General features: G+C 62.6%; 28 protein-coding genes and 1 tRNA gene. 16 read left to right on the top strand and 13 right to left on the bottom strand.

The features are described 5' to 3' along the window. Positions 1-87: 87 nt before the first annotated feature. Positions 88-1,299 (bottom strand): pyridoxal-phosphate-dependent aminotransferase family protein, encoded by a 1,212-nt coding sequence (locus H7993_RS03000; RefSeq protein WP_122478197.1) that lies wholly within the window; start codon positions 1,297-1,299, stop codon positions 88-90. A 153-nt stretch (positions 1,300-1,452) separates the two neighbouring features. Here H7993_RS03000 and H7993_RS02995 point away from each other — a divergent pair, with 153 nt between their 5' ends. Continuing rightward, positions 1,453-2,157, top strand: a complete 705-nt coding sequence (locus H7993_RS02995; protein ID WP_185793389.1) for a GntR family transcriptional regulator — start codon at positions 1,453-1,455, stop codon at positions 2,155-2,157. Between the two features lie 74 nt (positions 2,158-2,231). On the opposite strand, the gene H7993_RS02990 is transcribed toward H7993_RS02995, so the two are convergent. From H7993_RS02990 to nhaR, 3 genes are all read right to left on the bottom strand, one after another. Next, positions 2,232-4,886, bottom strand: a complete 2,655-nt coding sequence (locus tag H7993_RS02990; RefSeq protein WP_185793388.1) for a two-partner secretion domain-containing protein — start codon at positions 4,884-4,886, stop codon at positions 2,232-2,234. 196 nt (positions 4,887-5,082) lie between these two features. Further along, positions 5,083-6,324 (bottom strand): cytosine deaminase, encoded by a 1,242-nt coding sequence (gene codA / locus H7993_RS02985; protein ID WP_185793387.1) that lies wholly within the window; start codon positions 6,322-6,324, stop codon positions 5,083-5,085. Between the two features lie 92 nt (positions 6,325-6,416). Then, positions 6,417-7,319 carry a transcriptional activator NhaR gene (gene nhaR, locus H7993_RS02980; protein ID WP_185793386.1) on the bottom strand — a complete coding sequence of 301 codons (903 nt, stop codon included), beginning with the start codon at positions 7,317-7,319 and terminating at the stop codon, positions 6,417-6,419. A gap of 181 nt (positions 7,320-7,500) precedes the next feature. Between nhaR and H7993_RS02975 the strand changes: the two genes are divergently transcribed. After that, a complete protein-coding gene (locus H7993_RS02975) occupies positions 7,501-8,256 on the top strand; it encodes a TerC family protein (RefSeq protein WP_122478189.1) in 756 nt (251 codons plus the stop codon). Positions 8,257-8,342: 86 nt separating this feature from the next. Here H7993_RS02975 and H7993_RS02970 read toward each other — a convergent pair whose 3' ends face one another. Next, the gene (locus H7993_RS02970) at positions 8,343-8,522 is read right to left on the bottom strand and encodes a hypothetical protein (protein ID WP_122478187.1); all 180 of its coding nucleotides are present in this window, start codon (positions 8,520-8,522) and stop codon (positions 8,343-8,345) included. Positions 8,523-8,735: 213 nt separating this feature from the next. Here H7993_RS02970 and H7993_RS02965 point away from each other — a divergent pair, with 213 nt between their 5' ends. Next, positions 8,736-9,407, top strand: a complete 672-nt coding sequence (locus tag H7993_RS02965; RefSeq protein WP_185793385.1) for a peptidase C39 family protein — start codon at positions 8,736-8,738, stop codon at positions 9,405-9,407. 280 nt (positions 9,408-9,687) lie between these two features. Here the strand turns inward: H7993_RS02965 and H7993_RS02960 are convergent, their stop codons facing one another. Beyond that, positions 9,688-10,971: an NAD(P)/FAD-dependent oxidoreductase gene (locus tag H7993_RS02960; RefSeq protein WP_185793384.1), complete on the bottom strand. Its 1,284-nt coding sequence runs from the start codon at positions 10,969-10,971 to the stop codon at positions 9,688-9,690. A 174-nt stretch (positions 10,972-11,145) separates the two neighbouring features. Between H7993_RS02960 and H7993_RS02955 the strand changes: the two genes are divergently transcribed. Then, positions 11,146-11,222, top strand: a tRNA-Val gene (locus H7993_RS02955). A gap of 62 nt (positions 11,223-11,284) precedes the next feature. On the opposite strand, the gene H7993_RS02950 is transcribed toward H7993_RS02955, so the two are convergent. From H7993_RS02950 to H7993_RS02935, 4 genes are all read right to left on the bottom strand, one after another. Continuing rightward, positions 11,285-11,488, bottom strand: coding sequence for a hypothetical protein (locus H7993_RS02950; protein WP_185793383.1), 204 nt, complete (start codon positions 11,486-11,488; stop codon positions 11,285-11,287). Between the two features lie 61 nt (positions 11,489-11,549). Then, entirely contained in the window at positions 11,550-11,783 is a 234-nt protein-coding gene (locus H7993_RS02945) for a DUF6555 family protein (RefSeq protein ID WP_122478181.1), read from the bottom strand. A gap of 72 nt (positions 11,784-11,855) precedes the next feature. Further along, positions 11,856-12,107: a hypothetical protein gene (locus H7993_RS02940; RefSeq protein ID WP_185793382.1), complete on the bottom strand. Its 252-nt coding sequence runs from the start codon at positions 12,105-12,107 to the stop codon at positions 11,856-11,858. Between the two features lie 88 nt (positions 12,108-12,195). After that, entirely contained in the window at positions 12,196-12,492 is a 297-nt protein-coding gene (locus H7993_RS02935; RefSeq protein WP_185793381.1) for a DUF6388 family protein, read from the bottom strand. 145 nt (positions 12,493-12,637) lie between these two features. On the opposite strand from H7993_RS02935, the gene H7993_RS02930 reads away from it, so the two are divergent. Continuing rightward, positions 12,638-13,210, top strand: a complete 573-nt coding sequence (locus H7993_RS02930) for an SPOR domain-containing protein (RefSeq protein WP_185793380.1) — start codon at positions 12,638-12,640, stop codon at positions 13,208-13,210. 30 nt (positions 13,211-13,240) lie between these two features. Here the strand turns inward: H7993_RS02930 and H7993_RS02925 are convergent, their stop codons facing one another. Continuing rightward, positions 13,241-13,930 (bottom strand): endonuclease, encoded by a 690-nt coding sequence (locus H7993_RS02925; RefSeq protein ID WP_122478176.1) that lies wholly within the window; start codon positions 13,928-13,930, stop codon positions 13,241-13,243. Between the two features lie 4 nt (positions 13,931-13,934). Then, the gene (locus H7993_RS02920; RefSeq protein WP_122478175.1) at positions 13,935-14,177 is read right to left on the bottom strand and encodes a DUF1654 domain-containing protein; all 243 of its coding nucleotides are present in this window, start codon (positions 14,175-14,177) and stop codon (positions 13,935-13,937) included. A 278-nt stretch (positions 14,178-14,455) separates the two neighbouring features. On the opposite strand from H7993_RS02920, the gene H7993_RS02915 reads away from it, so the two are divergent. From H7993_RS02915 to H7993_RS02900, 4 genes are read left to right on the top strand one after another with little or no spacing between them, the layout of a single operon-like run. Further along, positions 14,456-15,337, top strand: coding sequence for a TauD/TfdA dioxygenase family protein (locus H7993_RS02915; RefSeq protein WP_185793379.1), 882 nt, complete (start codon positions 14,456-14,458; stop codon positions 15,335-15,337). Between the two features lie 13 nt (positions 15,338-15,350). After that, positions 15,351-16,232: an ABC transporter ATP-binding protein gene (locus tag H7993_RS02910; RefSeq protein ID WP_185793378.1), complete on the top strand. Its 882-nt coding sequence runs from the start codon at positions 15,351-15,353 to the stop codon at positions 16,230-16,232. Positions 16,233-16,256: 24 nt separating this feature from the next. Next, the gene (locus tag H7993_RS02905) at positions 16,257-17,123 is read left to right on the top strand and encodes an ABC transporter permease (RefSeq protein WP_185793377.1); all 867 of its coding nucleotides are present in this window, start codon (positions 16,257-16,259) and stop codon (positions 17,121-17,123) included. 30 nt (positions 17,124-17,153) lie between these two features. Then, positions 17,154-18,155 (top strand): ABC transporter substrate-binding protein, encoded by a 1,002-nt coding sequence (locus tag H7993_RS02900; RefSeq protein WP_185793376.1) that lies wholly within the window; start codon positions 17,154-17,156, stop codon positions 18,153-18,155. A gap of 93 nt (positions 18,156-18,248) precedes the next feature. Here the strand turns inward: H7993_RS02900 and H7993_RS02895 are convergent, their stop codons facing one another. Next, complete coding sequence (locus H7993_RS02895; RefSeq protein ID WP_425311963.1) at positions 18,249-20,288, bottom strand: mechanosensitive ion channel family protein; 2,040 nt, start codon at positions 20,286-20,288, stop codon at positions 18,249-18,251. Between the two features lie 169 nt (positions 20,289-20,457). On the opposite strand from H7993_RS02895, the gene H7993_RS02890 reads away from it, so the two are divergent. The 7 genes from H7993_RS02890 (at position 20,458) to H7993_RS02860 (ending at position 25,971) form a co-directional block, all read left to right on the top strand. Next, positions 20,458-21,609 (top strand): MFS transporter, encoded by a 1,152-nt coding sequence (locus H7993_RS02890; RefSeq protein WP_122478165.1) that lies wholly within the window; start codon positions 20,458-20,460, stop codon positions 21,607-21,609. 72 nt (positions 21,610-21,681) lie between these two features. Further along, positions 21,682-22,173, top strand: a complete 492-nt coding sequence (locus tag H7993_RS02885) for a GFA family protein (protein WP_185793374.1) — start codon at positions 21,682-21,684, stop codon at positions 22,171-22,173. A gap of 128 nt (positions 22,174-22,301) precedes the next feature. Beyond that, positions 22,302-22,634 (top strand): hypothetical protein, encoded by a 333-nt coding sequence (locus tag H7993_RS02880; RefSeq protein WP_425311962.1) that lies wholly within the window; start codon positions 22,302-22,304, stop codon positions 22,632-22,634. A gap of 29 nt (positions 22,635-22,663) precedes the next feature. Continuing rightward, on the top strand, positions 22,664-23,809 hold the full coding sequence (locus H7993_RS02875) for a PQQ-dependent sugar dehydrogenase (protein ID WP_122478163.1): 1,146 nt from the start codon (positions 22,664-22,666) through the stop codon (positions 23,807-23,809). A gap of 107 nt (positions 23,810-23,916) precedes the next feature. Further along, the gene (locus H7993_RS02870) at positions 23,917-24,567 is read left to right on the top strand and encodes a glycosyltransferase (protein WP_185793373.1); all 651 of its coding nucleotides are present in this window, start codon (positions 23,917-23,919) and stop codon (positions 24,565-24,567) included. A 15-nt stretch (positions 24,568-24,582) separates the two neighbouring features. Further along, positions 24,583-25,428: a glycosyltransferase family 2 protein gene (locus H7993_RS02865; protein ID WP_206682951.1), complete on the top strand. Its 846-nt coding sequence runs from the start codon at positions 24,583-24,585 to the stop codon at positions 25,426-25,428. Between the two features lie 84 nt (positions 25,429-25,512). Then, positions 25,513-25,971, top strand: coding sequence for an REP-associated tyrosine transposase (locus H7993_RS02860; RefSeq protein ID WP_185793372.1), 459 nt, complete (start codon positions 25,513-25,515; stop codon positions 25,969-25,971). The last annotated feature ends 366 nt before the right edge of the window (positions 25,972-26,337 follow it).

Genomic DNA, 26,337 nt, shown 5'->3' with positions numbered 1-26,337 from the left:
ATCTCCAGTTTCTTATTGTTTACGCCCGCAGGCGTTGATTCGGGATAGTCAGTCGCATCGGGCGCAGCCAGGGGCAGCGCCGGTGGTTCACTCGCGGCGCAGGGGCACGTGCTGCCCGCCCAGGTAATCCATGGCGGCCAGCACGCCGCTGGCGTCCAGTTTGACCCCGGCCATCTGCAAGCCCATTTCGCAACCACTCAGGGTGGCCATCAAGGTCAGGTCGTTGCAGTCGCCCAAGTGGCCGATGCGGAACATGCGCCCCTTGAGCTTGCCCAGGCCGGTGCCCAGCGACATGTCGAAGCGCTCGTAGATGGTCTTGCGCACCTGGTCGGCGTCGACGCCTTCGGGCGTCATCACACCCGTGAGTACCGGGCTGTACACACTGGGATCGGCGCACTGGATGGGCAGGCCCCAGGCCTGCACGGCGGTACGGCAGGCCTGGGCCAGGCGTTGGTGGCGGGCGAAGACGTTGTCCAGGCCTTCGCCGAGAATCATGTCCAGTGCCTCGGAAAGCCCATAGAGCAGGTTGGTATTGGGCGTGTAGGGCCAGTAGCCGGTCTTGTTCATCTCGATGATGTCATCCCAGGCCCAGAAGCTGCGCGGCAGGCCACCGCGCTGGCTGGCTTCGATGGCCTTGGGCGACAGCGCGTTGAAGCTTATGCCGGGAGGCAGCATGAGGCCTTTCTGCGAGCCGGAGATGGTCACGTCCACGCCCCATTCGTCATGGCGATAATCAGCCGAGGCGAGCCCGGAGATGGTGTCCACCAGCAACAGGGCAGGGTGCCCGGCGGCATCGATGGCCCGTCGTACGGCGGGAATGTCGGAGGTCACTCCGGTGCTGGTTTCGTTGTGCACTACGCACACCGCCTTGATCCGGTGCTCGCTGTCCTGTTCCAGGCGCGCCTGGATCATGTCTGCACGCACGCCGCCGCGCCAGCCTTCGATGCCTGGCAGGCCGATGAATTCGGGCTTGAGCCCCAGGCTGATGGCCATCTTCTGCCACAGGCTGGCGAAATGGCCTGTTTCGAACATCAGCACCTCGTCGCCTGCGCTCAACGTGTTGCACAGTGCCGCTTCCCACGCACCGGTGCCTGAAGCGGGGTAGATGATCACCGGGTGGCGGGTCTTGAAGATCTGCTGAATGCCTTCGAGCACCTTGAGCCCCAGTTCACCGAACTCGGGACCGCGGTGATCGATGGTCGGGTAGCTCATGGCGCGCAGGATACGATCGGGTACCGGGCTGGGGCCCGGGATCTGCAGAAAATGGCGGCCGGCAGGATGGAAGTCGAGCTTGAGCATGGGTCAACCCTTTGTTGTTGTATTTTGAATGCAAAATCACATTAGCAGTTTGGCCCGCTGTGTCAAACCACTGAATTGCGCTAATATCGGCTCAAATTCGCGCTTTTTAGAATAAGAAAAGCTCGCGTTAACCCATCGGTACAAGGAGTTTGCATGCAGTCTTCGTCAATGGCCGCCCCGGCCACGCCCGCGCTGCAATTGCCACGTCTCGAACGGCAGCGTCTGCACGACACCGTGGTAGAGCACTTGCGTGGGTTCATCACCGAGGGGGTGCTGCCGCCCGGGACCAAGCTGAACGAGCGCGAGTTGTGTGAGACGTTGGGTATTTCACGCACGCCTCTGCGCGAGGCGCTGAAAGTGCTGGCCGGGGAAGGCCTGATCGAAATCAATCCGAACCGCGGAGCCAGCGTCGCGCGCATGAGCGAATTGGAAATTCGCGAGGCATTCGAGCTGATGAGTGGCCTGGAAGCCTTTGCCGGAGAGCTGGCGTGCGAGCGCATCACCGAAGCGGAGCTGGAGCAGATCAAGGCTTTGCACAATGCCATGGTGGTGAGCAAGAGCCAGCATGACCTGGTGGGTTACTATCAGCGCAACCGCGCCATCCACGACCTGATCAACCTGGCGTCACGTAACTCGGCGCTGCGCCAGATGTACCTCACGGTGAACCGCCGCCTGCAGGCGTTGCGGTTCCTGTCCAACCAGCAGGCACCCAAGTGGGATCGCGCCCTGCACGACCATGAACAGATGATCGAAGCCCTTCAGGCCCGCGACGGCAAGCGCCTGAGCGCGATCCTGCGCCAGCATTTGCTGGAAAAGCGCGACGCCATCATGCTGCTGGTACAAAGCACCCGGCCCTGATCTGCGATGCACGCTTCGCAGTCACTGACCGTCCACACGGATACAGGGTCGGGTTCTGGATTCGCCTGCGTGGGTCAGCGCAAACTCAGCGGGATGTTCAGATCGCTGATGCGCTGGGCGGTATCGGCACCGACCGTGCCGGCCACGAACGCCGACTCGCGGGTCGTGCCGTTTTTACTGGGCGCTTGCACGTCCAGGGCTGCCAGTGGCAAACCCGTCGGGGCTTGCCAGCTCGACCGTCGCGGCGGAATGTAGCCATGGTAATGTCTGCGTATTGCATCGCTGTCCAACACCGGGGTGTCCTTGAACGATGCCAGGCTGCCGGCAATCGTCAAACGACCCGCTGCGTTGACCGAAGCGGCATGGGTGGCCAATCGCACCGCCGAGATGTCTATATCGCCGCCCGCTTTCATGGCGAAGCCGTTATGCACACGGTCCGTCACGGGCGTACGAGCATTACCGTCGGTTGACACGAAATGATACTCAGGCAGATCGTTGTCCAACCATATCGCCCAGTTGCGCGGTCCCGCAGGCTCCAGGCTGGCGGTAAGCTGGATATCGCTGGCCTGCAGCTTGATGTCCCCCTTGCTGTCCAGCTCCGAGCCAGCCACGTCGAGCATCGTGCCCGCAGTGACCTGCACGGTGCCACCGGCCAGCGTGCTGCGCGCCTGGGATTCCTTGAAGCCCGTACGGTTCCAGGAGCCTTGCGATGCACCGGCCATTGGGCCCCAATGCGACCCGCTGAGGGTGAAGCCTTCCGTTTCGCCGATGCCGCTTATCCAGACGCTGTCCTGGGCGTCGAGGGTCAGGGCAGTGCCTGCCAACAGGTGGGAGCCCGCGATGGAAATGTCACCGTCTCTAAAGGTCGACCGACGCGCGCGCAGTGCAACTGTGCCGCTGGCTGCCAGCACGCTGGGGCTGACAGCTGTAGACGTGCGATCGAAGCCGCGCGCTGCCTGTGCCGCGCTCGGACGCGCACCTTCGAGATGCATGCGCGCGCTGGAACCCTCGATGGCGATGTTGCCCTGGCTGTGCAGACCCACACTTGCTGCCGACAGCCTGCTGCCGCTGATGGAGATGTCCGTGCCCCGGATCGACAGCTCGCCGTCGAGGGCATTCAGCTGCGTCGGCAACTGATACGCATGGGTGCGCACGGCCTCATGGGCGCGGGTCTCGGTCAAGGTCACGCGCCGCACGTCGGCACCTTGGCTCAAGGTGCTGCGCAGATCCAGTCCAGCGATCTCCGTGGCCCCCGACCCGCCGATGTGCAGCGAATGGCTCGCATCGATTGTTGCACCCACCAGCCTGGCGCTGGGGAGTGTGACCGAGCCGCCGCTGATATGGCTGGTGTTGGCTTGCTCGACGTAGGTAGAGGCGTTGTCTTCAGGGCTTTCGGACGAAGCGAGCCGAACACTGCGCGCTTGTGTGTCCAGCTTCGCCCCGACCTCGACGCCTCCGCGCACCGTGTAGATCCCGACGTGCTCCGGTCCAGCGATACGGCTGGCAGCGATGTCGATGCCGTTGACCCCGTCCAGGCGCACCCGCCCCTGAGCGATCAGGCTATTGCCCACATGCCGCAGCGTGCGTTCGGTGACGTGAGCGTCGGATTCCCCCTGCGCCAAGGTGAACCAGTGATCCTCGGCAAGCGCCGGTCGCTGTGTTTCGGTCTGGTGAGCGAGGGCGTCCAGCTTCAGGCGCGCACCTGAACGTGCGTCGATGTGTCGACCCGTGACTGCCAGCGACGTCAGCGTCAAGTCACTTGCGGCAGACAGGCTCACGTCCTCGTCACCCGCGTCGAGCGTGGCCTGGGCGGGCTCGCCGTTCTGGCGGGCGGTGGAACTGATCGCCAGCGCCCCGGCCGACGCGATCTGGATACCTTGGGCGGCGTGCATGCCGGTGATGCCCATGTTCACGCCGGCACCGGCCTGGGTGCTGATGACCTTGATGCGCCGGGCGTGCATGGCGCCCAGCAGGTTGGCGTCGACCGCCGTCTGCGTCGGGGTAGTGTCGGTGCTGGCCAGCGTTCGCGCATCGACCTGCTGGCGACCCATCAGCAAGCTCAAATCGCCACCCGCCGTCATGTCGCCGCTGACCATCACGCTGGGCGCGATCAATTGCACGGAGCCGGCGCCAGCGTTCACGCCAGCTTGGCCGACCACCAGGCGCTGTTGCGAATCACGCGTGTCGTAGCGCGCGATCGCGCCGTCTGCCAGCACCGCTGTGCCCACCACGTAAGTCGCCGTGTCGGCTTGACCCAGGGCCAGGCGGGCGCCATTGAGCTCGATGCCATTGGGGTTGCTCAACACGTAGTCGGCGGCCTGGCCGAAGATGACTTGCTCGCCGTCGATACGGGAGCCGCGCGTGCCCACCACTTCGTTGAGAATGGTGCGAGCGGCGACATCGACCAACTGCGGGTTGGCCGCAACCGTGATATCACGCCCGCCAACACTGGTTTGTCCCGCAGACAGGCTGTTGTTCAATACCACACCGGCCGCGCCAACGTTGTAGTCCTGCCAACGGTTGTGGGAAAGACCCTGGGCATTGGGCGCAACGATGGCAATCACCGGTGCAGGCGTTTGGCTGTCGACCAACGCGGTGCCCATAGGGCCATCGATTGCCACCAATCCATCGGCCATGGCAGGTTCGAGGGCCGTCAGCAGGGCCATGGAGATGGCCATGCCGAGCGTGTGTCGGGTCAAGGAAGGGGTGCTGCAGGCTGCTGGTTGCACGTGGATGCTCCTCTCGGGGGCTGGGAAACATGGGCAAGCGGCGGGAAGAATCCGCCGTCGGCCACTCTAGAGAGGAGGGGGTCCGGTAATGAGTGCAGGAAGGATCCTTGTGCTGTAGGACGTGTCTGTCAGATACAACGTCAGCGGCCGACGGTGCCAGTTGGCTCGGGACCGGCACCGAGCAGGGTCCAGCCCGTCAGCCGAGATTGAACTCCACCCGCTCCGGTACCCGATTCATCAATACCCGGCCGCCGCGAATCGACACCCGCGCCTTGGCCTGTTGGCGCACCGCCTCATAGTCGCTCTCGGCGCCCAGGATCACCATGTTGGCCGGGCGGCCCACGGCGATGCCATAGCGTTCGCCCAGGTTCAGCGCGCGGGCGCTGTTGTCGGTGACCAGATCGAGCGAGCGCTGCAGGTCTTCGAAGCCCATCATGTGACAGATGTGCAGGCCCGCATCCAGGACCCGCAGGATATTGCCGTTGCCCAGCGGGTACCACGGGTCCTTGATGGAGTCCTGGCCGAAGCAGACATTCATGCCCGCCCGATCCAGCTCGGCAACGCGGGTCACGCCGCGGCGCTTGGGAAAGGTATCGAAACGCCCCTGCAGGTGAATGCTTTCGGTCGGGCAGGACACGAAGCTGATCCCCGACTGTTTGAGCAGGCGGAACAGCTTCGAGCAATAGGCGTTGTCGTACGAGCCCATCGCCGTGGTGTGGCTGGCCGTGACCCGGCTGCCCATGCCACGCACGCGAGCTTGTTCGGCGAGTACTTCGAGAAATCGTGAATGCGGATCATCGGTCTCGTCGCAATGCACGTCCACCAGGCAACCGGTGCGCTCGGCCAGGTCCATGAGGAAGCTGATCGAGCTGACACCCTGCTCTCGAGTATTCTCGAAGTGCGGAATTCCGCCCACTACGTCGGCCCCCATGGCAACTGCGCGCTCCATCAGCTGGCGGCCATCGGGGTAGGACTCGATACCTTCCTGGGGAAACGCCACGATCTGCAGATCGATCAGGTGGCGCGCTTCTTCGCGCACTTCGAGCATGGCCTTGAGCGCGCCCAGGGTCGGGTCGGTCACATCGATGTGCGTGCGTACGTGCTGGATGCCGTGTTCGGCGAGCATGCCGATGGTGGTCAGGGCGCGCTGCTTGGTGTCTTCGTGGGTGATGCTCGCCTTGCGTTGGCCCCAGCGTTCGATGCCTTCGAACAGGGTGCCGCTCATGTTCCATTGCGGATCACCGGCCGTGAGGGTGGCGTCCAGGTGAATGTGCGGCTCGACCAGCGGCGCTATCAACAATTGCCCCTGTGCGTCGATGTCATCCCCATGAGCCTGGACCCTGTCGATTTGTGCCTGGATCGCCGCTATGCGGGCACCGCTGCAGGTGACGGTGTGCAGGCCTTCGGTCTTGCGCAACCTGGCGTTGATGATCTTCATGGGGGCACCCTTTGTGTAAAAGCCGATGACCAATGTTGCCATAGTTGTCCGCAAGCCCCGGGAAAAACCTCGGGGCGATGTGCGGCCGCGAGTCAGGCCGGCGCGGTGAACAGCTCGCGGCGTGCACCTTCGGTGATGGCCACGATGCCAGGGTGCTTGACCTTGCGCTCTACCGAAATCACGTAGAAAGACTCGGTGACGGCTTCGGTCTGCCCGATCAGCCGCACTTGGTACTGGGTCATGATTTCATCGGCAATCACACTGGGCGCGATGAAGATGCCGCTGCCCGACTGCCCGAAGGCCTGCATCAGTGCGCTGTCGTCGAACTCGCCGACGACCCGTGGCAGCAGCCCTTGATCGCCGAACCAGCGCATCAGCCGGCTGCGCAGCACGCTCTCCTGGCCGGGAATCAGCAGCGGTGCGCCGTGCAGGCACTGCGGGAAATCGCCGCCATGGCGTGCGGCCAGCTGCTCGGTAGCGAAGAAGCTGATGCCGCATTCGCCAAGCTTCTGGCTGTAGCCCTTGATGTCCAGGTGTGATGGCATCGGACTGTCGGAGATGACCATGTCCAGACGCTGGATCGCCAGATCGGCCAGCAGCCGCTCCAGCTTGTCTTCCCGGCAGCTGATGCGCAGGGGTTCGCTCAGTTCCATGGTCGGTGCAATCAGCCGATACACGATCGACTTGGGCACCACGTCGGCTACGCCCACCCGAAAAGGAATCTGTTCCTCATCGGGTTGGGTCCGCAGCACCGCCTCCAGTTCTCCGCCAATCTGGAACATGCGTTCGGCGTAGGGCAGGGCCTGGCGACCGGCCTCGGTGAGCTCAAGGTGCCTGCCAACACGCCGAAACAATTTCACACAGAACGTTTCTTCAAGCAGGCTGATCTGACCGCTAATGGTTTGTGCGGTGAGGTTGAGTTGCTCACTGGCACGCACGATGCTCCCGGTGCGCGCAACGACCCAGAAATAGTGAAGCTGACGATAATTGAGCACGGCGACCTACACTTCGTAAAAACCGAAGTGTAACTGGTAAAAATACGAATTTTCCAGAGGTGTCCGTGTCTCTAGAATGCCTCGCTAGCAAAGAGCCAGTAGTTGGGGCTTGCTAGCGTGCGCGGCACCAGCCGAGCCTCTCCAGACATTCAGCGAACCGTGATAAGGGCAGGAACGATACATGGAATACCTACTGGAACTGGCTTCAAGCCCCACCGCCTGGGTGGCATTGGTGACCCTGGTGATCATGGAAGTCGTGCTGGGCATCGACAACCTGATATTCATCTCGATTCTGACCAACAAGCTGCCCAAGGAAATTCAGGCCAAGGCACGCCGTATCGGTATCAGCATGGCGCTGATCCTGCGCCTGGGCCTGCTGAGTACCGTGGCGTACATCGTGCAACTGACCGAGCCGGTTTTCTCCGTGCTGGATCACTGGTTCTCGTGGAAGGACGTCATCCTGATCGCCGGTGGCTTGTTCCTGCTGTGGAAAGCGACCAAGGAGATCCACCACACCGTGGATCCGGTCGATCAGGAAGAGGCGAAAATCGGCGACAAGGTAAGCATGAGCTTCGCCTCGGCGATCGGTCAGATCCTGGTGCTGGACCTGGTGTTCTCCATCGACAGCATCATCACCGCCGTGGGCATGACCGAGCACTTGCCGATCATGATCATCGCCGTGGTCAGCGCCGTCATCGTGATGCTGGTGGCCGCAGAGCCTCTGGCCAAGTTCATCAACGACAACCCTACAGTGGTCATGCTGGCCTTGGGCTTCTTGATCATGATTGGCATGACGCTGATCGCGGAAGGCTTCGGTGCACACGTGCCTAAAGGCTATATCTACGCAGCGATGGCGTTCTCGGCGACGATCGAGGGCTTGAACATGTGGTCGCGCAGGTCCAAGCAGCGCAAGCTGGCGGCCAATCGCGAAGCGTAAAGGCGGCAGACAAAGCGAGGGGGCATGGATGCCCCCTTTTTGTTCGCCTTGGATTTTTCGCTGGCTTGACGTTCCGGACGGACGGGTCAGACGTGCTGAGGCGTCCCGGTGCGACGGGGTGCGGCCGGCGCAGAGCGCTTGGCTGCTCGTGGCTGCGGCTGCGCGTGCTGGTGGCGGCGAGCGATTCGCAGCACCCCCCAGAGCATGGCGGCCGCTACGGCCATCCAGCCGGCAATCAGGCTGAAGATTATCATTGCAAGGCTCATCACTACCTCCATTGCTTTCGCGTCTTCTAGGTCACGTAATAGATGACCTTGAGGGTTTGCGGGCGTTTCAACCTATTGACGAAAGGTCATTTGCGTGCATCGGCCGGGCCTGTGCGGCCGTCCATTGTTCAGCCGCTATACCGCTGGCTGCGGGAAATCTATGATGGCCGTTCCGGCGTCACAGTGTGTGTCGCCACGGAGCAAGGGAATACGATGCAGCCCAGATCTAACGTCGTGGCCGGTCTACTGCTGATGTGCAGCCTGGTAGCAGGTCTGGCCGGTTGCGCAAGCAACAACGGCCCGGCACTGCCTGGCCTGGCGGACCGAGTGGAGCTCAACGGCGTACCGTTCTATCGGGGCAACGCCAATCAAAGCGGTTCGATGGTGCTGGCCAGCATGCTCTCGCAACAAGGCATTACCATTACACCTGGGTTGCTCGATCCGGCGCTGAAACTGCCCGGTGAAACCGATCGCCTGCAGCAGAACATCACGCAGGTCGCCCGCGAGTATGGCTTGCTGGTGTATGCGCTCGATCCGCAGCTCAATGCGTTGCTGACTCAGGTGGCGGCGGGTAACCCGGTGTTGCTGCGCTACAGCGAGGGCTCGGCGTTCTGGTCGCAACCGCGGTATGCCTTGTTGGTGGGCTATGACCGATTCAAACGGCACGTTTTGCTGCGCTCGGGGATGAACCGACGTCTGCCGATGGATTTCGACAGCTTCGATTCGGCGTGGAAGAGCGCCGGTGCCTGGGCCATTCTGGTTCAGCAACCCAACCAGTTGCCGGCCAAGGTCGACCGCCAGCGCTGGCTGGACGCCGCTGGCGAAACCGCCGCCGCCGGCCAGGAACCCGCCGCAGCCCGCGCCCGCAAAGCGCTCGGCTCCTGAGCGCTTCCCCTGTAGGAGCGGTCATTGGCCGCGAAAGGGACGCCGCGGTGTGACAGGCAAAGCGCCTATACCGCCGACGCGGCTTGCGCCGCTGCTACAGGGGAACGCGGTGCCTGTAGCAGCGGCGCGAGCCGCGTCGGCGGTGTATGCGTTCTGCCTGACCCACCACAGCGCTCCCTGACGCGGCTTGCGCCGCTGCTACAGGGGAACGCGGTGCCTGTAGCAGCGGCGCGAGCCGCGTCCGGGGACGCCGCAGGGTTTCAGGCTGCTCGCGCTCCGATCAAAACCCCAGGCGATCGCGCAGGCTGTAATACCAGGCGCCCAGTTGGGTCAGCGGCGCGCCGAAGGTGCGGCCACCAGGGAAAGGGTAATGGGGCAGGTCGGCGAAAGCGTCGAAACGCTCGGCCTGGCCGCTGAGCGCCTCGGCGAGCACCTTGCCCGCCAGGTGGGTGTAGGTCACCCCATGCCCGCTGCAACCCTGGGAATAATAGATGTTGTCGCCCAGGCGGCCCATCTGCGGCAGCCTCGACAAGGTCAGCAGGAAATTGCCTGTCCAGGCATAGTCGATCTTTACCTGCGCCAACTGCGGGAACGCCTTGAGCATCTTCGGTCGGATGATCGCCTCGATATTGGCTGGATCCCGCGCGCCATACACCACGCCACCGCCGAAAATCAGGCGCTTGTCGGCCGTCAGGCGGTAGTAGTCGAGCAGATAGTTGCAGTCTTCCACACAGTAGTCCTGCGGCAGCAGGCTGCGCGCCAGCGCCTCGCCCAAGGGCTCCGTGGCGATCACCTGAGTGCCGCAGGGCATGGACTTGGCCGCCAGTTCCGGCACCAACTCGCCAAGGTAGGCATTGCCGGCAACGATCACGAATTTTGCCCGCACCCGGCCCTGAGCTGTGTGCACGACAGGATTGGCGCCGCGCTCGATGCGCAGGGCCGGCGACTGTTCATGGATGCGCCCGCCCAGCGATTCGACCGCGGCCGCTTCGCCCAACGCCAGGTTCAGAGGGTGGATATGCCCGCCGCTGACATCCAGCAGACCACCCATGTATTGATCGCAATCGACGACCTGGCGGATGCGCGTCTGGTCCATCAGCTCCAGCTGGGTGTGCCCATAACGTTCCCACAGGCGCTGTTGACCCTCCAGGTGCTTCATCTGTTTGACCGTCAGTGCAGCGAATACGCCACCGTTCTTCAAGTCGCAATTGATGCCGTAGCGAGTGACCCGGTCACGAATGATCCGCGCGCCCTCGAAAGCCATGTCGCCGAGCAACCGCGCCTGTCCGGCACCGACGCTGCGTTCGATCACATCCAGATCCCGGCTGTAGCTGTTGACGATCTGCCCACCGTTGCGCCCCGAAGCACCGAAGCCGACCTTGGCCGCCTCCAGCACGCAGACGCTGAAACCGCGCTCGAGCAGGAACAGCGCACTGGACAGCCCGGTGTAGCCTGCGCCAATGATGCACACGTCCGTTTCGATATCATCCTGGAGGGCAGGGCGAGACGGCGCTGCATTGGCAGATGCGGCGTAGAAGGACGGGGGATATTGCATGCTGGACATCCGGCAACCTCGGCTCGATGGGATTTCGCCTGTGCCGGGATGCTATCGCAGTTGCCCTTGCCTCACCAGCATGCCGAATTCACCCGCGCCAAAAATAATTCCGCATTTCATAGGGTTAGCGCGCAGAAAGGGGTTGACAGGCAACCCTGAATCCGTAGAATGCCGCCTCACAGCAGGCACGTAGCTCAGTTGGTTAGAGCACCACCTTGACATGGTGGGGGTCGTTGGTTCGAGTCCAATCGCGCCTACCAAACAAAATCCGCTCTGCTGGGCGGTCTGGAAGGGCTCACCGAAAGGTGGGCCCTTTTTGCGTTCACTGGGTGATGTGCTCGAGCCTTTCGATAAGGGTGGCCAGTTCCGCACTGCGCCGTTCGAGGTCAGCCAGCACCTGGTGAACCTCCGCACCTGCGCCGGGCCGCTGCAGGCAGCGTCGCACGTCGGCCAAGGCACCAGCGTATGCCTGCTGATGCTGATGAAGGCGCATCAAATGCAAAGCCAATAGATCGTGATCGAACATCGCGGCCACCTCGCTACGGGTTGCTGCAGTCTATCAATGCCGCCCGCCCGATCGCGCAGATTCAGTTCAATGGTCGCCACTGTACGTCACGCAGCCCGCGGCGTTCGACATGCCTTCTGAGTTGCGCTGCGTGTTCTGCCGCGTTGGTGCCGCCATAGACCAGCCCGATGCCCGAGTGCAGCGCGGCGTAGTACAACGCATCGGCATCGCTCATGTGGGTATCGCGCTGCTGAAAGCGCCTGGCCTCACCGTTGAGGACGTAGCGAATCTCGTAGTCCGTGAACCGGCTTGTCATAGTTTACTCCCGTGTTACCGGGCATCAGACATGCAGGCCATTGGCCAGTTCCGTGGTGATGGCAAAAAACTACTATTGATCGCTTGCGTGAAGGGTCGCCAAGGCAAGCTTGATGTCACCCTGGCGAATCACAGGACCGATGCCCAATGCCCAGCTGGGTTCGGTGGACGCGTCAGCACCGTCGATGTCCAGATCGTCCGGGTCTGCTTCGGGCTCGTCTGCATCGGCGTCGTTCAGCGCGGCGCCATCGCTGTGCACCTCATCGTCGAGAGGTGATTCCCCGGCCTGGCCGATAAGCGGGATGGGATCGAGATCAATAGTCATGGCATGCCTCGCAAGTTGACGTGGGTGTCATGCTTTCGAGAGACGATGGGCGAGCAGGGTTCGATTCAGCTTGAGACCGTCGGTCATGTCACAGTTCGACGGCATTGAATTCGCAATAGTCTTCCCAGCTCAGCCCGAGCGCGCCGGCCACTTCCTGGTGAACCTCGAGGCGCATGGTCTTGAGTTCTTCCGGGCTTTGCGCAATCAATTGCAGCGCCAGCTCCCAAGGTTCCAGGCCCTGGGCCTGTGCCTCGTCCTCGAAGGCCCACTGCACCTGTTCGGCCTGCTCGCGGCTGTCCAGCACCTGGATCTCCTCGCGCAAGTCGGGGTGGGCGTCGAGGAATATCGCCAGTGCGGCTGAGTTGCGGTCTTCTTTGGCGATCATGTCGGGGCCCTGCTGGCTATTCGAAAAGGTAAGGCTTGCATGATGCCACGGCGTTGCCGCGGCGTCAGCGGCGGTCGACGCGTGAACGGGCGCCGGCCGGGTGGATAGTGATAAAATCGGCGCCTCGAATTCTGGAGGTAGGCGTGTGCGCAAGTTGATGATGGTGATGGCAATGCTGACGTTGGCCGGTTGCGGTACCGCGTTCGAAAAAGCCCATGAGGCGGTGTCGCAGCTGTTGGAGAACCCCAAGACGGCGCGCTTCACCAATGTTCGCACCACCGATCAAGGCAACTACTGTGGCCAGGTGAAGGGCAAGAACGCCCAGGGCGTCTACGGACCCTACCGCAGCTACGCGGCCGTCCCCCATGGCGACCGGTTCGAAGTGGTCATCGACAACGATGGCAACGACCCTCGCGTGCGCGAAGTGTGTGGCAGCGCCGAGGAACTGCTGGCGCCCGTCGATGTAGCCGAACAGCCAGGGCAGCGTTGGGAGGTGCGTATCGTTTCGGGTCGCAACATGGGCTCGGTGACTGACATGGCGGCGCGTCTGGTGGAAAACGGCTTCGTTGCCAGCTTCGTCCAGCGTGATGGCCAGACCCTGGTCTACCTTGGCCCGTTCGACAGCCGGGCCGAAGCCGACAAGGAGCGCGCTCGCCTCATGGGCTCGCGCGGTATCGAATCGGTGGTGATGCCTTTCAGCGAGGCCGACAAGCCCTGAAGCGCGGTTGCACGCCAGGGCTCTCTGGCTTCAGCCGCAGGCCTTGAGGTCTACCGGCCCGACGAAGGCGTTGCCGTGGCCCATCACGCACGCCACCTGCTGGTTGCGCTGGCGCTCCCAGACCTGCACCGGGTAGGTCTTGTCCCAGGCCTGGTACAGCTGGGTGTCCTGGCGCGACAGGCGCAATCCGTACTGCTTGCTCATGTACATATAGGTGCGCGCGATCATCCCGCGGATCGAAGGCCGTGGCATGACCTTCTTGGCCTTGAAGTCGACCTGGGTCAGGCATGAACCGTACTGCCCGCGTTGTTCGGGCAGCCAGCCGAAGCTGAAGTTGCTGCGGTCGCCATTCACCTCGCCAATGCTCGGTACCAGGTTGTGCAGATCGGCTTCGGCAGTCTGGTAGACCTTGTCGTTGCGGGTGCAGTTCTTGCGCCCGCCGTTCTGCCAGCATTGGCGCTGGTGGCCGATCTGCCAGGCCGGCACGATATGCTCCCATTCGATGCGCGCAGCGCGGTTGGCGTTCTTGCGCGGTACATAGCCGCACGCCGCAAGGTTGACCCGATTGCCGGTGTACTTGCAGCCGCAGTAAAACTCGGTGGACTGCGGAGCGTACAGCTTCCAGGCGACTTTCTTGGCTTCGCTGAACGTGCGTGGGGCATCGGCATACGCGGTAAAGCTGAACAACATCAAGCTGATGAAAAAACTGCGGACCATCATCGAATCAATCTTCCTTCGGCACGACCCAGAAAATCTGCACGCCACCGTCGTCGCGGTGGGCGAGGGTGACGTTGTCGTTCTCGGCGATTTCCTCGAGCATTTGTGCCCAATCGTCCTCGCTTTCGTGCTCGAGGCGGAATATGAGGGCGGCGCGAGACTTCTGCGCGGTGGGCGAATTGATGATCTTCTGGACGCGCACGCCAAGACGCTCATAGGCGCTCGGCGCGGCAGGGGTGGCAGTGGTCACGACAGAATTCCTTATTGGCTGTACGTGCGTACAGTATTTGACTGTAAGACGTTTCGCAATAGCGCAGGGTCAATAGCGGGTTTCTGACAGCCAATCCTGTTGTTTTCTTCACGGCGTTTAAAAAAACTTCAAGCGGATCAGAGACATCCGACGAGACTCCACCAGCTGAAAGTCCCGACAGCGATATCGTTATGCGATAACGATATTTAAAATTCTATTCTTATAGCTCTACAGTCTGGCTATCCCCTCGTACTCAATAGCCAGAGTCGGAGCACATCATGGCCGCCGTCCTTCCTGAAACCTCACGTCAAGCATTCGAAGTTCGTCCGCTGGCCGGCCATGTCGGTGCCGAAATCGTCGGCCTGGACCTGCGCCTGGCGTTGAGTGACGAAGACTTCACCCGCATTCACCGCGCCCATCTCGACCATCATGTCGTGGTGTTTCGCGATCAGCGCATCACCCCTGAGCAACAGATCGACTTCAGCCGTCGTTTCGGTGTGCTGCAAATCCATGTGCTCAAGCAGTTCCTGCTCGCAGGGCACCCAGAGATCCTCATCGTTTCCAACATTGTCGAGAACGGCCAGCCGGTCGGGCTGGGTGACGCCGGCAAATACTGGCATTCGGACCTGTCCTATAAAGAACTGCCGAGCCTGGGCTCCATGCTGCATGCGCAGGAATTACCCAGCGAAGGCGGTGACACCTTGTTCGCCGACATGCACAGGGCTTGGGACACTCTTCCCACAGCACTGCGCCAGGCCGTTGAGGGCAAGCACGCCGTGCATTCCTATACCGCGCGCTACAGCGAGGGCAAGAACGCCGCCAACTGGCGACCGACCCTGAGTGCCGAACAGCTGGCCCAGGTGGTCACCGTGACCCATCCGGTGGTTCGCACCCATCCAGAGAACGGGCGCAAGGCTTTGTTCGTCAGCGAAGGCTTCACCACGCACATCGTGGGCCTGCCCGAAGATGAAAGCCGCGACCTGTTGCAACAGCTCTATGCCCACAGCGTGCGCGATGAGCATGTGTACCGTCATCAGTGGCAGCCACACGACATGGTGTTCTGGGACAACCGCTCGTTGGTACACCTCGCGGCCGGCTGTCCGGACCACCTGCGGCGCAAGTTGTACCGCACCACCATCCAGGGCGATGCGCCGTTTTGATAGGGAGTCTTGCATGAACGCTGCACTGCCAGGCCACACGGCCAGCGCTGATATCGCAGGTGTACCCGGGCAACGGCCGAGTGCCGAGACCCTGCTGCAGGTGGACAACGTCAGCCTCGAATACCGCACCTCCGAACGGGTGGTGCGCGCAACGCATCAGGTCAGCTTCGAAGTGGACCGTGCCGATCGCTTTGTCCTGCTGGGGCCCTCCGGGTGCGGGAAATCGACCCTGCTCAAAGCCGTGGCAGGCTTCATCAAGCCCAGCGAAGGGCAGATTCGCCTCGCCGGTGAGCGCATAGAAGAGCCAGGCCCGGACCGTATCGTGGTGTTCCAGGAGTTCGATCAACTGCCCGCCTGGAAAACCGTGATCGAGAACGTGATGTTCCCGCTGCTGGCGTCGCGCACCTTGAAACGCGCCGAAGCCAACGAGCGCGCCCGTCACTACCTGGAGAAGGTCGGCCTCAGTGCTTTCGCCGATGCCTACCCGCATACGTTGTCTGGCGGCATGAAGGCGCGGGTCGCCATCGCTCGCGCGCTGGCCATGCAGCCGAAGATCCTGCTGATGGACGAACCGTTCGCGGCGCTCGACGCACTGACGCGGCGCAAGATGCAGGAAGAACTGCTGGAACTTTGGCAGGAAGTGCGCTTCACCTTGCTCTTCGTCACCCACTCCATCGAGGAAGCATTAGTGGTGGGCAACCGCATCCTGCTGCTGTCGCCGCACCCGGGCCGGGTGCGGGCGGAAATCAACAGCCACCAGTTCGACCTGAGCAGCCTGGGCGGCGTCGATTTCCAGGCCAGCGCCCAGCGCATCCATCGCCTGCTGTTCGACGAGGGCGAAGCGCCTGAGCTGGACCGTCCGGTGGATTTCCAGCGCCTGCGCATCGCCTACTGATCTCGCCGCATTCGGAGCAACGACATGAGCCTTTCCCCACCCGCACGCCAGGAGTACGAAGTCGTCCTGGAGCCGTTCACCCAAGCCGAACTGGTGCGCGACATCTCCTTGGCGCAGCGGATCTGGCAACAGGCCTGGGTGCGCAAGGGCGTGATCCTGCTCGCCCTGGCGGTTATCTGGGAACTGGCCGCGCGTTGGCAGAACAACGACTTGCTGCTGCCCAGCTTCATGCAGACCGCCCATGCCTTCATCGACGGTGTGGCCAGTGGCGAGCTGTTGAGCAAGGTCTGGATATCGCTGACGGTACTGATCAAGGGCTACCTGATCGGCATCGTCCTGGCCTTCGGCCTGACCACGCTGGCAGTGTCGACCCAGCTGGGGCGCGACCTGCTCAGCACTTTGACGGCAATGTTCAACCCCTTGCCGGCCATCGCGCTGTTGCCCCTGTCCCTGCTGTGGTTCGGCCTGGGCGAGAACAGCCTGATTTTCGTGCTGGTGCATTCGGTGCTGTGGGCATTGGCACTGAACACCTACGCAGGCTTCCTCGGCGTGTCGGAAACCCAGCGCATGGCAGGTCGCAACTACGGCCTGAGAGGGCTGCGATTCGTCTGGTACATCCTCATTCCGGCCGCGCTGCCGTCGATCCTGGCAGGCCTGAAGATCGGCTGGGCGTTCGCCTGGCGCACCTTGATCGCCGCCGAGCTGGTGTTCGGCGCCTCGTCGGGCAAGGGTGGCCTGGGCTGGTACATCTTCCAGAATCGCAACGAGCTGTACACCGACAAGGTGTTCGCCGGCCTGGCTGCGGTGATCCTGATCGGCCTGCTGGTGGAAAACCTGCTGTTCAACACGTTCGAACGCCTCACCATCAAGCGCTGGGGCATGCAGCGCTGAGTCCATTTCCTTTAGTCCAGAGACTTCATCATGGTATTTGCAAGCAAGCTATCCCTGGCCTGCGGCCTGGCCGGCGCACTGCTGGCCAGCGGCGCCAGCGCCGAAGGCAAAATCAGCATCGCCCAGCAGTTCGGCATCGGCTACCTGATCCTCGATGTCGTGCGTGACCAGCAGCTGATCGAGAAACACGGCAAGCAGCAAGGCGTGGACATCGAAGTGGACTGGAACAGCATTTCCGGAGCCACCGCGATGAACGAGGCATTGCTCGCCGGTGCGTTGGATGTGGTATCGGCCGGCGTGCCGCCGATGCTCACCGTCTGGGACCGCACCAAGGGTCGGCAGAACGTCAAGGCCATCGCGTCGCTGGGCTCGATGCCCAACTACCTGCTCAGTAACAATCCTGACGTCAAGACCTTGCAGGACTTCACCGACAAGGACCGCATCGCGGTGCCCGCCGCAGGGGTTGGCTTCCAGTCTCGCACCTTGCAGTTGGAGACGGCCAAACTCTATGGCGACAAGGAATTCAAGAAATTCGATAACATCTCGGTGAGCATTCCCCACCCGGACGCCACCTCGGCGCTGATGGCAGGCGGTTCGGAAATCAGCGCGCATTTCTCCAGCCCGCCGTTCCAGTACCAGGCCCTGGAAAACCCCAAGGTGCACAAGGTGCTCAGCAGCTACGACATCCTCGGCGGCCCGGCGACCTTCAATGTGCTGTACACCACGCAGAAATTCCACGACGACAACCCGAAGACCTACAAGGCGTTCTATGACGCATTGGTGGAAGCCGCGCAGATCGTCAAGGCCGACAAGGTCGCCGCAGCCAAGACCTATATTCGCGTGGAGAAATCGACCTTGAGCGAGGCGTTCGTGGAAAAGATCGTCCAGGACCCGGAGATCGACTTCACAGTGGTGCCGCAACGCACCTTCATTTACGCCCAGCGCCTGCATGAGCTGGGTGTGCTGAAGAACAAGGCAGACAACTGGAAAGACTACTTCTTCGAAGAAGCCCACGGCGGCGCCGGTAGCTGATCCGCCCGCTCCCTCACCATCGACGCACACCTCGGCACCGACGTTCACGCACCCTGTGAACGTCGGTGCCGAGGTTTTTTTGCGGCGGGTGATTCAGGTCGGAGTCGGGGCGGGCAGGCCTAGGGCAGGGTAGTACTGGGCGAAACGCACGTTGTCATGCTGGTCGACCAGCTTCTTCAGGCGCTCGTTGAATGCCCGGCCCACGCCATACTGACCGCCGGACACGGTGCGGAATTGCGAGGTCAGGACGATGCCATTGAGGTCCATCTTGTCCACCCCGAACACCTGCAACGGACCCTGCAGGTTGTGCTTGAGCATCACGTCCTCGACGATGGATTGCCCCGCCTGCCTGATCAGGTCCAGGGCGGTGTCGATGTCGCTGTCGTAGGTGAACTGCACCGAGAAGAACGCGTAGGCGAATTGCCGGGATTGATTGGTGACTGCCTTGATCTGCCCGAACGGCACCGAATGCACGAAGCCCTTGCCGTCGCGCAGGCGCAGGGTGCGGATGGTCAGGCTTTCCACCGTGCCGGCGTGGCCGGAGTCGAGTACCACCCAGTCGCCGATGGCGATGGTGTCTTCGATGAGGATGAACAGGCCGGTGATCACGTCCTGCACCAGCTGTTGCGAACCAAAGCCGATGGCCAGGCCGACTACGCCGGCACCGGCCAGAAGCGGCGCAACGTTGATGCCCAGGTTAGCCATGGTGGTGATGGTGCAGATCACCAGCAGGATGATCTTGATGGCGTTGCGCAGCATCGGCAGGATGGTCAGCACCCGCGTGCTCGGCTGGCGCGAGGCGCGTTTGCCGACCGACGGCTTCAGTGCCTCCTGAATGGCTGTGTCCAGGACCACCCACAACAGCCAGGTGACCAGCAGGATCAAGCCGATGCTGCTCAGTGAATCGCTGATCGCCCGGCCCATGCTGTTGCTGGCGGCGAATTCGAGCATCGACACGCCCCAGATGCGTCCCAGCAGTTCGATGAAGGCGATGGCCATGACGATGCGCACCACGGCGTGGCCCAGGTTGCGCAGCAACTCTTTATAGGGCCGCAGGCGGGGTGCGGCAGTGGCGGCAGCGGCGGGTTTGAACAGGTGTTGCATGACAGTGCTGAGGAACACCGTAGCGATCAGCAGCACGGTGGTGAGCAGGGCGTTCTGCAAGGCTTTCTGGCTTTCCTCGCCGGCGCCGATCAGATGCACCGCCGAGACCAGAATCATCAGCAGGATGGGCAGGTACCACAGCGCCGAAAACAGCCGCAGCGACTCTTGCACTCCGCGGTGCTGCAGGCGCTGCGCCAGTGGCCGATTGCGGATCAGATGGGCCACCGGCCGACGCATGCGCACCACCAGCACCGCGAAGGACAAGGTGGCGAACAGGCCCGCGACCACCGCCAGGCTGGCGGTGAAGTTGGTGCCCAGCTGGCGGGCGATCTGCGGGCTGGTGAGGGCGTCGCTCAGGGCTGCCAGAAAGCCGATCATGAACAGCGGGCGCGGCGCGTAGCGACGCAGCACCGTAACCGCAGCCCGCTTGTGACCGCTGTCGAACAACGTGATCACGCACATGATCACCGAGGTGGAGAAAATGCCGCTGCTGGTGGCGTAGGCCAGCGACATGCCGATGGCCCTGGCGATGGATGCGTCCAGCGAGTGACTGGCATACAGCGTCACCGGCAGGGCAATGATAGCTGGCAAGGTGAACGGCAGGATGTAGCCCAACAGGTTGTGCAGGCGCGGACGCTCGCGGACGAAACGACGGTGGCCGCTGCGGGCAACGATGAAGCGCCCGAGAAAATGCGCGAGCAGAAACGCTGCCATCCAGCACACCGACAGCAGAATGAAATCCGTTGCCAGGTCGAGTGCCGAGTGGGCGTGTCGATTGATCAACTTATCGACCTCGCTGGCGGCGCGGTCGGTGCGCAGGCGCCAGGTGTCGAGCAGATGTTCGTCGAGATCGAGCTTCTTCTGCACGTCGTCGATGCCGGTACTGATGGCACCCAGCAAGCCGCCTTGCACCAGCGGTGCTGGTTCTTCGACAGGCGCATCGGCCGCCGGGGCTTCAGCGGCCTGCAAGGTGGAAGTCAGCAGCAGGAACAGCAGGGGGAGGAGGATTTTCGCCGGGGAACTGAACACAATGCGGGTCGCTCTATTGATCGGTACACCAGTCGTTGAGTGAATTTTTACCTGCAAGTTCGCCGATCCACGGCATTTGTCGCGATTGTTCATCTTGCATTCAAGGTAGTCGCGTGTCGCTCGAGCGGTGCGCGCGGCTGCATGAAACTCTTTATCCAAGGCTTTGATCATGTCGTCGAGCAGCACCTTCGCCACCGCCACGCCGGGTCGGCAAGAGCAGTTTTCCACCCGTATCGCTTTCTTCATCGCCGGCTTCGCCATGGCCGCCTGGGCGCCGCTGGTGCCGCTGGCCAAGGCGCGGGCCCAACTCAGCGACGGCAGCCTGGGCCTGCTGCTGCTTGGGCTGGGCGCAGGTTCCATCCTGGCCATGCCGTTGGCGGGTTATTTCTGCGCGCGCTGGGGCTGCAGACGCGTCATCGTCGGTGCAGCCTTGCTCATCTGCCTGACGTTGCCGCTGCTGGCCAGCGTGGCGACCCTGCCGCTGTTGATTGCCGCAATCCTGGTGTTCGGCGCCGGAATGGGCGCCATCGATTGCGCCATGAACATCCAGGCGGTGCTGGTGGAGAAGGCCAGTGGCCGGCCGATGATGTCCGGCTTCCACGGTTTGTTCAGTGTGGGTGGCATCCTCGGAGCGGGCGGCATGACCGCTTTGCTTGCGCTCGGCCTGACGCCGCTGCTGGCGGTGGCCTGCGTGGTAGCGCTGACCCTTGTCGCGGTATTCAAGGCGGCGCCGCATCTGTTGCCCTATGGCAATGAAAGCGATGGCCCGCTGTTCGCCGTACCACGTGGGATCGTGCTGTTCCTCGGGGCGCTGTGTTTCATCGTCTTTCTCACCGAGGGGGCCATGCTCGACTGGAGTGCTGTATTCTTGGTTTCCGAGCGCGACATGCAACCTGCCTACGCAGGGCTTGGCTACGCTGCCTTCGCCACGACCATGACCATCGGGCGCCTGACCGGCGATGCCATCGTCTCGCGTTTCGGTGGCGCCCGGGTCACGTTGTACGGGGGGCTCTGCGCGGCAATCGGTCTGGCCTTGTCGCTGGCCGTTCCGGCGTGGCCGGCGGCATTGCTGGGCTATGCCTTGATCGGCGCAGGCTGCTCGAACATCGTCCCGGTGCTGTTCACCGCGGTCGGGCGCCAGACCACCATGCCGCAGAGCGCCGCCATTCCTGCCATGACGTCCCTGGGGTATGCGGGCATCCTGGTAGGCCCGGCTTTCATCGGCTTCGTGGCCCACGCCAGCAGCCTGTCGATTGCCCTGGGCGTGCTGATCGTTCTGCTCTTGTTCGTCGCGGCCAGCGGGCGCTACCTGCGAAACTGAACGGCCCGTGCAGGGTCTACGCTGAACGTTCATCAACCGCTCATTGATCGCCACTCGATACGGAGTTCAGCCATGCAACTGCACGGATCCTGTCACTGCGGTGCCGTCACTTTCAGCCTGCACAGCGCCCATCCATACCCTTATCAGCGGTGCTACTGTTCGATCTGCCGCAAGACCCAGGGCGGCGGCGGTTATGCCATAAACCTGGGCGGCGAGGCGGCCAGTCTCAATGTGCAGGGTCGCAGTCATATCACCGTCTACCATGCCAGGTTGCCCGACGAGAGTGGCGGAGGCACTCACCCCAGCACTGCCGAGCGGCATTTCTGTCATCTGTGCGGTAGCGCCTTGTGGTTGTTCGATCCGGCCTGGCCGGAGCTGGTGCATCCATTCGCCAGTGCCATCGACAGCGAGTTGCCGGTGCCGCCCGAACACACCCACCTGCTGCTCGATTCCAAGGCGAGCTGGGTCGAGGTGCAGTCCGGCAAGCACGATCGGCAGTTTCAACAGTACCCGGACGAGTCGCTTGCGCAGTGGCACGAGAGGCTCGGCCTGACCCAACCTTGAGTGGTGCAGGTCGATATTTGAAACATGGTGAATCACCTCGACGAGCTCGCCGGGCCATGCCGCGGCGAACGTCAGGGACAATTCATCCTCAAATCCCTGAATCCACCGTGATCGAGGGCGAGATACCCATGAAGTTGTCCCTACTGGCGTCTCTGATGTTTGGCACGATTCTGTCTCATTCGGCGATGGCCCACGTGTCGATCACCACCGAGCAACCGCGTCAGCCAATCACCGTAGCCGCCAACGATACGTCCAATCCCTACAACAGCCCCACTCGACGGATCAATCCGAACAGCCGCCAGGGCACTACCGCGCCCAATCCGCAACTGCGCCAGCCGACGCCGCGCACCGACAATCCGCGACCGCCGACGCTCGAAAACCGCGGCATCGGCAACGGCGAGAACCTGCGCCGCCCGGCCAACGGCACCCAACAACCCCGCACCGCCCCTGGCACGCGTTGATCACTCCATTCTTGCTGAAGGATAAGCCCATGCTGCAGAAAACCCTTTTGGCCTCGGCTTGCGCCGGCCTTGCGCTTTACGGACTGGCCGCTTCGGCGGCAACGGTGACCACTTACCCGAGCGAACTGGGCCAGATCACCGTGACAACCGTGGCCGAAGGCCTCAAATACCCTTGGGGTTTGGCCTTCCTGCCGGACAACAAGGGCATGCTGGTCACTGAAAAACCGGGTGATCTGCGCGTGGTCAGCGCCGAGGGCAAAATCTCTTCACCCATCAGCGGTGTACCGCAGGTATGGGCGAAGAATCAAGGCGGATTGCTCGACGTGGTGCTGTCACCCGACTTCAAGGCCGACCGCATGGTCTACCTGTCGTATGCCGAACAGGGCCAGGATGGCAAGGGCGGCACCGCCGTGGGTCGTGGACGGTTGTCCGAAGACCTGACTCATCTGGAAAACTTCACCACGATCTTCCGCCAGGAGCCGAAGCTGTCGGTCGGCAATCACTTCGGTTCCCGTCTGGTCTTCGACCGCGACGGCTACCTGTTCATCGCCCTGGGCGAAAACAACGAGCGTGCCACTTCTCAGGACCTGGACAAGCTGCAGGGCAAGGTCGTGCGCATCTTCGCCGACGGCAAGGTGCCCAAGGACAACCCGTTCGTGGGGCAGAAGGGCGTGCGTCCGGAAATCTGGTCATTCGGGCATCGCAACCAGCAAGGCGCTGCGCTGAACCCGTGGACCGGCACCCTCTGGACCCATGAGCACGGCGCCCGTGGCGGTGACGAGCTGAACATCATCGAGCGCGGCGCCAATTACGGCTGGCCGCTCTACACCCACGGGATCAATTACTCCGGGGAGCCGATTCCCGAGGCCCGCGGCAAGACCGGGCCGGGCATCACCGATCCGTATCATGTGTGGGAAAAGTCACCGGCCATCAGCGGCATGGCGTTCTATGACAACGACAAGTTCAAGCGCTGGAACCACAATCTGTTCATCGGTGCGTTAGCCTCCGAAGACCTGATTCGCCTGCAGTTCGAGGGTGACAAGGTGGTTCACGAGGAACGTCTGCTGGGTGAACGCGGCGAGCGGATCCGCGACGTGCGCCAAGGCCCGGATGGCTATCTGTACGTGTTGACCGACGACGATGATGGGGAATTGCTCAAGATCGGTCTTGAATGAATCTGCACGTTTCATCGTTTATCTGAAACCTCTCGTTCATCTTCGAGTCGATTGCTGGTCAATGGCCAGCATGGTCTCGACGATTTCGTCTCTTCAAGAGGTTCAGCATGATCGGCGTCATCATTCCTGTGCAAAACGAGCACGCCAGTCTTGACCGATGCCTGCGATCGGTCATGTTGGCTGCCGAGCACGGCACGCTGTGTACCGAACTGGTACGCATCGTCGTGGTGCTCGACGCCTGCAGCGACAGGTCGCGCGATATCGCCCAGCGCTATCCGGTACGGCTGATCGATACCAATGCCGCCAACAAGGTAGCGGCGAGGGCCGCAGGCGCCGCACACCTGGTACAGGCGGGCGCACGATGGCTGGCCTGGACGGAAGCGGATGTGCGGGTGCCTGATGACTGGCTGGCCGCGCAGCTGGCCTACGGAGTCGACGCTGTGTGCGGGCGGGTGGATGCCGAGCCGGGTGCCAGCCGCTTCGTACAGGGTCGGCGGCGGCGCTCGGTGACCATGGATGAACGGCGCTCGAACGTGCATATGGCCAATCTCGGAATCAGCACCCTGGCCTACACGGATGCCGGAGGGCTTAATGCGAGCTTGGGTCATGACGAGCGGCATCTGATCGAACAGGTGGAGGCCCGCGGCCGGCGCATTGCCTGGAGCGGATCGGTGCGCGTCAGCCGGTGTGCACCGGCGGGCAGCGGTTACGGCGAGCCGGCGCGGTTGCCGGGGTTGTGCAAGGTGAGTGGGTTCTGACGAGGTGAACGTGACATGGTGAGTGTGATCACACTGGTGCATGGCCGCGAGCGACAGCTGGACAATGTCATCCGTGGACTGGAGCAGGGCAACCTGATGCCCGAGGCGTTCTGGGTGGTGTTCATGAATCAGCCGGCGCGTGATTTGCACAGTGAGTGCTTTCCCATCCACTGCCTCGTGGTCGACGATGCTTCTCATGGCTTGCCGCTGGCGAAAGCGCGCAATGCCGTGCGCCAATGCGGGGGCGAGCATTGGGTGTTCCTCGACGTGGACTGCATCCCGAGCCAAAGCCTGCTGTCCGATTACGCGGCCGCGCTGCGTGAAAGGCCTGAAGCTTTGCACCTGGGCGAGGTCCGTTACTTGCCCAGTACCGCCCGGATGGAAGACTGGACTCAAGCCACGTTGATGCGCGACGGCGTTGCCCATCCGCTCAGCCAATACCGCGGGAAGCCGGGTTCGCTGCTTGCGCATCACCTGTTCTGGTCGCTGAATTTCGCTTGCACCCGTGAGGTATTCGAACGCATCGGTGGCTTTGACGAGGGGTACCTGGGCTACGGCGCCGAAGACACGGATTTCGCGTTCAGCGCGCGTCACCAAGGCGTGGAGCTACGAGTGGCAGCGGCCCTGGCCTTCCATCAATACCACCCGACCTGGCGTCCGCCGCTCAACCATTTTTCGGCGATCGTAGCCAATGCTCAGCGCTTTCACCAGCGCTGGGCGCAATGGCCGATGGAGGGCTGGCTCGGCGAGTTTGCGGAGCTGGGCCTGGTGAGCTGGACGTCCGACTCGCTGGAGATCCTGCGTCATCCCACTGATGCCGAGGTCGATGCTTGCCTGGACAAGGCCGGCTCGGGGTTCTAAAAGCCTGGTCAGATCCGGCAATGATTGTGCGCTTGCCCAGGAGCCATCTGTTTTCTACGGTGAAGGCTTTTCGGTGGGCAGGGAATGTCGGCGTGCAGGAAAGCCTATGTATTGCGCAAGGGGCGCTGCAGCGAGGTAGGCCGGATTTACTCGATCACCTGTGTGACGGCTGATCGGGCTGCCGTTTTTTCCTGCTTGCAAACCGCCCGGGCGCTGATTGCTCAGTTGCGCGCCTTGCATGACGCAGGGGATGTAGAGTCGTTGGCTTGGGTGGTGATGCCGGATCATCTGCACTGGTTGTTTCAACTGCGAAAAGGCGATTTGGCTACGATCGTTTGCCGGATGAAAGCGCGCAGCAGCCTGGCCATCAATCGCCGCAACGGCGCCTGTGGTCGACTCTGGCAGAAAGGGTATTACGACCGTGCCCTGCGCCGCGAAGAGGATCTCAGAAGCGCAGCCCGCTACATCATCATGAACCCGGTCCGCGCCGGGCTGGTTCAGAAGGTTGGCGATTATCCTTTGTGGGACGCGATATGGCTGTGATCAGCGATCGCGTGCACCGCCGACGCGGCTCGCGCGGTGGTGGGTCAGGCGCAACGCGGACACCGCCGACGCGGCTCGCGCCGCTGCTACAGGCACCGAGAACCCCTGTAGCAGCGGCGCAAGCCGCGTCCGGGAGCGCTGCGGTGTGTCAGACGGAACGCGTGTACCGCCGACGCGGCTCGCGCCGCTGCTACAAATCGCTCGCCTGTAGCAGCGGCGCAAGCCGCGTCCGGGGGTGGTGTGGTGGGTCAGAAGGAATGCGTAGACCACCGACGCGGCTTGCGCCGCTGCTACAAATCACTCGCCTGTAGCAGCGGCGCAAGCCGCGTCCGGGGGTGGTGTGGTGGGTCAGAAGGAATGCGTAGA

The organism is Pseudomonas baltica, from assembly GCF_014235765.1.
Taxonomy (GTDB): domain Bacteria; phylum Pseudomonadota; class Gammaproteobacteria; order Pseudomonadales; family Pseudomonadaceae; genus Aquipseudomonas; species Aquipseudomonas baltica.
The sequence above is the reverse complement of the archived record's forward strand: the minus strand, read 5'-3'. Positions and strand labels throughout refer to the sequence as shown.